Source organism: Streptomyces sp. SID14478 (genome assembly GCF_010548525.1).
Classification (GTDB): domain Bacteria; phylum Actinomycetota; class Actinomycetes; order Streptomycetales; family Streptomycetaceae; genus Streptomyces.
Window position 1 is genome coordinate 1 of record NZ_JAAGMG010000874.1, and the last position, 7,560, is coordinate 7,560.

Below are 7,560 nucleotides of genomic sequence, written 5' to 3' on the forward strand. Positions count from 1 at the left end.
GGCCGCGAGGCCGATGCCCCGCGACGCGCCGGTCACCAGCGCGACCCGTCCTTCGAGGGACGTCACCGCTCGCCCCGCTCCGTCTGCCGGCGGCGCAGTTCCCGTCGGGCGATGGTGCGCTTGTGCACCTCGTCGGGGCCGTCGGCGAGCCGCAGGGTGCGCAGGTGCGCGTACATGCTGGCGAGCGGGAAGTCGTCGCTGACGCCCGCGCCGCCGTGCACCTGGATGGCCCGGTCGACGACCTTCAGGGCGACCTCCGGCGCCGCGACCTTGATGGCGGCGATCTCCGTGCGGGCCTGCTTGTTGCCGACCGTGTCCATGAGGTACGCGGCCTTGAGCGTGAGCAGCCGGGCCATGTCGATCTCGATGCGGGACTCGGCGATCCAGTCCTGGATGTTGGCGCGGTCCGCGACCGGGGCGCCGAAGGTCGTGCGGGACTGCGCCCGGTCGATCATCAGGTCCAGGGCGCGTTCGGCCATGCCGATCGAGCGCATGCAGTGGTGGATGCGGCCGGGGCCGAGCCGGGCCTGGCTGATCATGAAGCCGTCGCCTTCGCCCGCGAGCAGGGCGGTGGACGGCACGCGGACGTTCTCGAAGAGCACCTCGGCGTGGCCCTCGCGGTCCTGGTAGCCGAAGACGGGCAGCCCGCGCAGCACGGTGACGCCGGGGGTGTCGAGCGGCACGACCATCATCGACTGCTGGCGGAAGGCGGGGCCGTCCGGGTCGGTCTTGCCCATGACGATGAGGACCTTGCAGTGTGCGTGCAGGGCGTTCGAGGTCCACCACTTGCGGCCGTTGAGGACGTAGTCGTCGCCGTCGCGCTCCATCCGCAGCTGGATGTTGCTCGCGTCCGAACTGGCCACGGCGGGCTCGGTCATGGCGAACGCGGAGGCGATCTCCCCGTCGAGCAGCGGCTTCAGCCACTTCTCCTTGTGCTCGTCCGTGCCGAAGAGCGTGAGGACTTCCATGTTGCCGGTGTCGGGCGCGTTGCAGTTGGTCGCCTCGGGCGCCAAGTGGGCGCTGCGGCCCATGATTTCGGCGAGCGGCGCGTATTCGAGGTTGGTCAGGCCGGGGCCCCACTCGGGGTGCGGGTGGAAGAGGTTCCACAGGCCGCGCTTCTTCGCCTCGGTCTTCAGTTCCTCGAGGACCGGCGGGTGGAAGTGCGGGTCGCCCGACTCGGCCATCTGCGCGGCGTACACCGCCTCGGCGGGGTAGATGTGCTCGTCCATGAAGGCGAGCAGCTTGTCCTGGTACTCCTTGGCCTTGCCGGACAGCTCGTACACGGGTCCTCCCACGGTCGTCGTCTGGTACGGAATCACACGGCATCACCGGGGCTCAACGGGTGGAGCAGCCGGGCGAGTTCGGCGCGCGTCGTCCTCGCCTCGCGGTGCACGACGCCGGCGATGCCGAGCCGGGCCGCCGCCGTGATGTTCTGCTCCAGGTCGTCGACCATGACGGTCTCCTCGGGCCGGACGCCGAGCCGCTCGCAGGCGACGGCGTACGCGCGCCGCGAGGGTTTGCGCACCCCGATCTCGCCGGACACGGTGACGGCGTCGAACAGTGCGGTGAGGTCGTAGCCCGCGTAGCAGTCGTCGCCGAGGGAGTTGGACAGCATCCCGACCCGGTACCCGTCGGCCCGCACCCTCGCCACCAGCGCGAGCATGTCGGTGTCGGGCCGCATCCGTGCCTGCAACCTGCTGAGCAGGCCCGGCCCTTCGGGATCCACGTCGACGCCGTGGGCGCGCAGCCGCGCCGTGAAACCGTCCTCGAACTCCCGCTCCCCGATGCGCCCTTCCTCGTGCGCCACGAGCAGCGCGCTGCTCTCCGCGTCCTTGGACAGCAGCCGCAGCAACAGCCGTGGCTCGGCGCCGAGTTCACGGCCCAGGCCCTCGAAGGCGGCGACGACGCTCGTGGTGAGGACACCGCCGAAGTCGAAGAGGACGGCGGTGCGCGCCGTGCCTTCCTCGTTGGCCAGCATTGCGATTCTCCCCTTCCGCACCCGGTATGCGGCACCGTACTTGAATCCGGGTTCAGGTTCAACGGAAGGGTCGGGGAACGCGCTGGGGAGCGGTCACGACTGCGGGACGTCCCTGACGAACACCAGAGCGTCGCTGTCCGCCAGGCGGGCCGGGTCGAACGGGGCGTAGCCGAACCAGGGGGACGTACGCAGGGCGAGCCGCTCGTCTCCGAGGGCGGCGGCCAGCCGCGGGGCGTCGACGAGGCAGCGTTCCTGCGGGAGCGCGTACAGGAGTCCTTCGAGGGTGTCCGGCGGCGGCACCTCCACTCCTCGGTGCCGGATCGCGCCGAGGGCCGTGGGCACGAAGGCGTACTCCTCGCCGAGCCGGGCACCGACCAGTGCGCCGGCGCTCCACCACGTCACCAGAGGCTCGTCCCACATGCGCATCGTGCTCCTCTCCCGCTGGAGATGGACGTTCTGGGCGTACGCCAGGACGGGGCCGCGTTCGGCGAGGGCGAGGAGGTTGTGGGCCATCATCTGGTCCCGCACGCTCACCAGCCGGGCCATCCGTGACGGCGTGGTGTCGGCCATCGAGCGGTGGTAGCGCAGCAGACCGGTAGCGGTGCGCCCGTACAGGCACGCCCGCTCCCAGGCGTCCCGGGAGGTCTCGGTGATCAGGTGCGGGGTCTGCAGGTCGAGCAGTGCCGCCAGGTCGTCGGCGAGCAGCCGCAGGCGGTGCGCGTCGGCGGACCGTCCCACGGACCGCTCCGGGTCCCTCATCACGGCGGGGTCCCTCCACCGGTCGTCGTCGCCGAGCAGCCGGTCGAGCGTCTGCCGGGTGCAGGGGAGCAGGTCCGCGTCGACCCGTGGCGCGAGGTGGTCATGGAGGGCGGTCAGGGCCTGCCGGGGGCTCTCCGCGTGGGTGATCTCCAGGGGGCCGTCGAAGCCGGCGAAGCGGACCTGTTCGGACGCGGGACGGCCGTCGTTGTGGGCGCGCATCCAGCGCACGAGTGCGCGGTTGCCCGCCAGGGCACCCCATTCGTGGCTGAAGCCGCGCTCCATGACCTCGTCGAGCGTGCCCGCGCCGGAGGTGACGTAGTCGTCCACCAGCAGTCCTTTCAGACAGTCGCTCTCGAGGGCGATCGTGCGGTAGCCCTCCTGCTCGACCAGTTGCCGGAAGAGTGCGTTGCGCAGGTCGAGCAGCGCGTTCTCGCCGTGCGTGGGCTCGCCCAGGGCGAGCAGCCGGGGCCTGGCCGGGAGCAGCCCCAGGACGGCGGCGGCATCGACGGCATGAAGGGTTTCCTTGATGTCAGTGGCCATGCCATCAACGCTATCGTTGAACTTTCGGTGGAAAGTTTCTCTCGATATCGGCGGGACAATGGGACGCAACCTTAAAAGCCGTGAGCGGCTCAGGCCGGTCGACCTGGCGCGCGGGCACGGTCTGTCCACGCAAGCGGTCCGCAACTACGAGGAGGCCGGCATCCTCCCGGCCGCCGACCGCTCCCCCCACGGCTACCGCGCCTACACCCCCCTGCACGCGAGCGCTCTGCGGGCGTTTCTCGCCCTGGTGCCGGGTCACGGTCATGCGACGGCCACGTCGCTCATGCGGGCCGTGAACGACGGCGACCTGGAGGAGGCGTTCCGTCTCATCGACATGAGTCACGTCCAACTCCTCGACGACCGGCGGACCTTGCTGGCCGTGGAGAACGCCCTGCGCGACCTGGAACCCGCCGCGGCGCCCGGGCCGGCCCGGGGGTCCGGGCCCGGAGAGACCTTCATCGGACCGCTGGCGGCCGAGCTCGGCATCCGGCCGGCGACACTGCGCAAGTGGGAGCGCGCCGGGCTGGTCCGCCCGCGCCGCGATCCGCACACCGGGTACCGCGTCTACGACCGGGCCGACGTACGGGACGCACGGCTCGCCCACCAACTCAGGCGCGGCGGCTACCTGTTGGAGCAGATCGCCCCGCTGATCGACCAGGTGCGGACGGCCGGCGGCCTGGAGCCCTTGGAGGCCGCGCTGTCCGACTGGCACGGACGCCTGTCCGTACGCGGGCGCGCGCTGCTCACCGGGGCCGCGGAACTGGCGGCGTACCTGAGCGAGCGCGACGGAGCGCCCTGTACATTCGAACGCGGGTAAATGAACCCAACGTCAAGTTCAATATGCGGAACGCAGCTGCCGACGGGGCGTGTTCCCCTGCGTGGAGTCCCGGTGAACCGCTGCGTCAACGATCCGAGGAGTGCAGACATGGCCACAGATCCGGCGATCGCCGCGTGGGAGCAGGTCGTGGCGCGGGACGTCACGACCGGTGGCATCACGCTGCGCGTCTTCGAGCACGGGCCCCGGGACACGGACAAGCCCGTGGTCGTGCTCTGCCACGGCTTTCCCGAGCTGGCGTTCTCGTGGCGGCACCAGGTGCGGGCGCTCGCCGAGGCCGGATACCGCGTGCTGGCACCCGACATGCGCGGCTACGGCGGCAGTTCACGGCCCGCGGACGTCGACGCGTACGACGCCCTCGCCCTGTGCGCGGACCTCGCGGGGCTGCTCGACGACATCGGCGCGGACGACGCCGTGTTCGTGGGGCACGACTGGGGCGCGTCGGTGGTGTGGCACATGGCGTGGACGCATCCGGAGCGGGTGCGGGCCGTGGTCGGGATGAGCGTGCCGGTGACGCCCCGCTCCCCCGCGCCGCCGCTGCCGATCCTGCGCAAGCACCTCGGCGACGACTTCTACATGGTGTGGTTCCAGGAGCCGGGCGTCGCCGACCGCGCGCTGGCGCAGAACGTGCGCCGCACCCTCGTGACCCGGGAGATCTGGTCCGCCGCGTGGGCAGCGCGCCCCGACGAGGAGTTCCCGGCGCCCGCATGGCTCAGTGAACGCGAACTCGCCCACTACGTCGACGAGTTCGAGCGGACGGGCTTCACGGGCGGCCTCAACTACTACCGGAACCTGGACCGCACCTGGGAGCTGACCGGGCACCTGGCCGAGCGCACCATCGACTGCCCGGCCCTGTTCGTCACCGGCTCCCAGGACCCGGTCCGCCACTTCATGCCGGACGACAAGATGGAGCGGGTACTGACCGACCTGCGCGGCCGCGTCGTGCTCGACGGGGCGGGACACTGGGTCCAGCAGGAGCGGCCGGCCGAGGTCGACGCCGCGCTGCTGGACTTCCTCGCGGACCTCGGCTGATAGCATCCTCGGCCATCCCATGGCGGTACGACAGTGAGGGGAACGCCGTGACTGCCCAGGCCCCGGCCACCGGTGGCGGCCAGAAGCAGCCGATCACCCCCCGCAGCGCCCGCGGCGTCAGAACGCGCGGCGCCCTGGTCGCCGCGGCCCGCGAGGTCTTCGAGCGCGACGGATACCTCGACGCGCGCATCACGGACATCTCCCGGGCCGCGCACGTCGCGTCGGGCTCGTTCTACACGTACTTCAACAGCAAGGAAGAGATCTTCCAGGCCCTGGTCGAGCAGGTGCAGGAGGAGATGCTCCACCCGCACCTGCGCGAGCGCACCGGGATCACCGATCCGCGCGAGCTCATCGACGCGTCGAACCGCGAGTACCTGCGCACGTACAAGAAGAACGCGCGCCTGATGGCGCTGTTCGAGCAAGTCGCCCAGGTGGACGAGCAGTTCATGCAGCTGCGCATCGAGCGGGGCAACGCGTTCGCGCGGCGCAACGCCAAGATGATCCGCTCGCTCCAGGAGAGCGGACAGGCGGACGCGAGCCTGGATCCGCTGCTGACGGCGCACGCTCTTTCGGTGATGGTCGGCCGCATGGCGTACATGGTGTTCGTGCTCGGGCAGCGCGTCCCGTTCGAGCGTCTGGTGACGACGCTCAACAAGATCTGGGAGAACGGGCTTCAGCTCGCCGAGCGCGAGGACTGAGCGGTCCGGGCGGCGCGGCGCTCCAGGATCTCCAGGACGCGCCGCCCCCAGCTCAGGTACTCCCGCTCCAGGGAGATCCCGCCCATCAGCGTCAGATACGGCCCGATGCGCTCGCCGTCGGCGAGGAACTCCTCCTCGCCCAGGCCCCCGAGCAGATGCCGGCGCACCCGCTCGTAGCGGGCCAGCTTGCCGCTCGCCCAGGCAATCCGCTCCTCGACGTGGGCCCGGACCGCGTCCAGGTCGCCGACGTCGACGGCCTGCACCTTCACCATCAGCTCGTCCCGCATCGCCATCGGCTTCGGCTGCTTCGCCGTGAACGCGGCGAGGTCGCCTCGTCCCGCGGCGGACAGCGTGAACATCCGCTTGTTCGGCCGGCGTTCCTGCGGCACGACCCGGGCGTCGATCAGCCCCTCGGCGGCCAGCCGGTCCAGCTCCCGGTAGAGCTGCTGCGGCGTCGCGGCCCAGAAGTTCGACACCGAGACGTCGAAGATCTTCGCCAGGTCGTATCCGGACGCCTCGCCCTCCAACAGGGCGGCCAGGACCGCGTACTTGAGCGACATGTAGACACCTTACAGCGAGACGATTATTCTCTCCGGCACCTATTCAAATAATTGATTAATGACGCCGATGACAATGTCGATGTCCATGGAGAGCGAGGTGGCGTTCATGCATCCCTTCCGCGCCGCGGTGGAGAAGGGCGACCTGGCGGCCGTCGAGGACCTGCTGGCCGAGAACGTGGTCTTCACCAGCCCGGTGGTCTTCAAGCCGTACCCGGGCAAGGCGATCACGTCGGCGATCCTGCGCGGCGTCACCCGCGTTTTCGAGGACTTCCGCTACGTGCGCGAGATCGAGAGCGCCGACGGGCGGGATCACGCGCTGGTCTTCGAAGCGCGCGTCGGCGAACGGCAGATCACCGGCTGCGACTTCCTGCACTTCGACGAGGACGGCCTCATCGACGACTTCATGGTGATGGTCCGGCCGCTGTCCGCGGCGCAGGCGCTGGCCACGGCGATGGGCGCACAGTTCGACCGCATCGAGCAGGAAGCGGCCGGAGCCGGTTCCTAGCGGGCCGAGCGCAGCAGGTGGTCCCGTACGAGGGTGACGTGCGGGTTCGCCGAGGAGCCGGGCCGCTGGACGAGGTAGGTGGTGTTGATCGGGGCGTCGTCCGGGTCGAGCAGCAGGACCAGCGCACCGGCGGCCAGCTCGTCGGTGCACAGGTAGCGGGGCAGCACGCTGAACCCCGCGCCGCCCGTCACCGCCGCCCGCACCCCGCGCAGATCGGGCACCGTGAGGGCGGGCGTGCGGGTCAGACGCCTGCCGAAGACGTGCCGCCAGTAGCGGCGGACGATCGGCAGGTCCTCGGCGTACGAGACGAGGGGCACGCCGTGCAGTGCGGTGGGCCCCTCCGCCGCGAGGCGTCCACCGATGCGCTCGGCCCAGGCGGGTGCGGCGACGAGCACGAACTCCTCGTCGTCGAGCGGCGCCGAGGCCAGCGCCCTGCCACGCGGCCGGACGGTGGCGACGACCAGGTCGTGGCGCCCGGCGCGCAGCGCGTCCAGCAGCGCGTCCGTGAGGCCGAACGTCAGGCGCAGCCTCACCCCCTTGTCGACGAGCGGGGCGAGGGCCGGCAGCACGTGGTGCGAGAGGTACTCGGCGGGGCCCGCGAGGTGGACGGGGTCCGCGTCGCCCGCGCCGAGCAGGCCGCCGGCGCCGCTGAC

General features: G+C 71.0%; 9 protein-coding genes. 4 read left to right on the forward strand and 5 right to left on the reverse strand.

Features of this window, described 5'->3' with window-relative positions:
- Positions 1-62: 62 nt before the first annotated feature.
- From G3I40_RS28640 to G3I40_RS28650, 3 genes are all read right to left on the reverse strand, one after another.
- The gene (locus G3I40_RS28640) at positions 63-1,283 is read right to left on the reverse strand and encodes an acyl-CoA dehydrogenase family protein (protein WP_164305352.1); all 1,221 of its coding nucleotides are present in this window, start codon (positions 1,281-1,283) and stop codon (positions 63-65) included.
- Between the two features lie 32 nt (positions 1,284-1,315).
- On the reverse strand, positions 1,316-1,978 hold the full coding sequence (locus G3I40_RS28645; RefSeq protein ID WP_164305354.1) for an HAD family phosphatase: 663 nt from the start codon (positions 1,976-1,978) through the stop codon (positions 1,316-1,318).
- Positions 1,979-2,071: 93 nt separating this feature from the next.
- Complete coding sequence (locus G3I40_RS28650) at positions 2,072-3,277, reverse strand: erythromycin esterase family protein (protein ID WP_164305356.1); 1,206 nt, start codon at positions 3,275-3,277, stop codon at positions 2,072-2,074.
- 58 nt (positions 3,278-3,335) lie between these two features.
- Between G3I40_RS28650 and G3I40_RS28655 the strand changes: the two genes are divergently transcribed.
- From G3I40_RS28655 to G3I40_RS28665, 3 genes are all read left to right on the forward strand, one after another.
- A complete protein-coding gene (locus G3I40_RS28655; RefSeq protein WP_164305358.1) occupies positions 3,336-4,094 on the forward strand; it encodes a TioE family transcriptional regulator in 759 nt (252 codons plus the stop codon).
- A gap of 108 nt (positions 4,095-4,202) precedes the next feature.
- Positions 4,203-5,144, forward strand: a complete 942-nt coding sequence (locus tag G3I40_RS28660) for an alpha/beta hydrolase (RefSeq protein WP_164305360.1) — start codon at positions 4,203-4,205, stop codon at positions 5,142-5,144.
- Between the two features lie 47 nt (positions 5,145-5,191).
- On the forward strand, positions 5,192-5,842 hold the full coding sequence (locus tag G3I40_RS28665) for a TetR/AcrR family transcriptional regulator (RefSeq protein ID WP_343245043.1): 651 nt from the start codon (positions 5,192-5,194) through the stop codon (positions 5,840-5,842).
- Here G3I40_RS28665 and G3I40_RS28670 read toward each other — a convergent pair.
- Complete coding sequence (locus tag G3I40_RS28670) at positions 5,818-6,402, reverse strand: PadR family transcriptional regulator (RefSeq protein ID WP_164305362.1); 585 nt, start codon at positions 6,400-6,402, stop codon at positions 5,818-5,820. The genes G3I40_RS28665 and G3I40_RS28670 overlap by 25 nt on opposite strands.
- Positions 6,403-6,508: 106 nt before the next feature.
- Here G3I40_RS28670 and G3I40_RS28675 point away from each other — a divergent pair, with 106 nt between their 5' ends.
- Entirely contained in the window at positions 6,509-6,907 is a 399-nt protein-coding gene (locus G3I40_RS28675) for a nuclear transport factor 2 family protein (protein WP_164305367.1), read from the forward strand.
- Here G3I40_RS28675 and G3I40_RS28680 read toward each other — a convergent pair.
- Positions 6,904-7,560: substrate-binding domain-containing protein (locus G3I40_RS28680; protein WP_164305363.1), on the reverse strand; the 657-nt coding region annotated here is incomplete at its 5' end. The two genes, G3I40_RS28675 and G3I40_RS28680, sit on opposite strands and share 4 nt — an antisense overlap.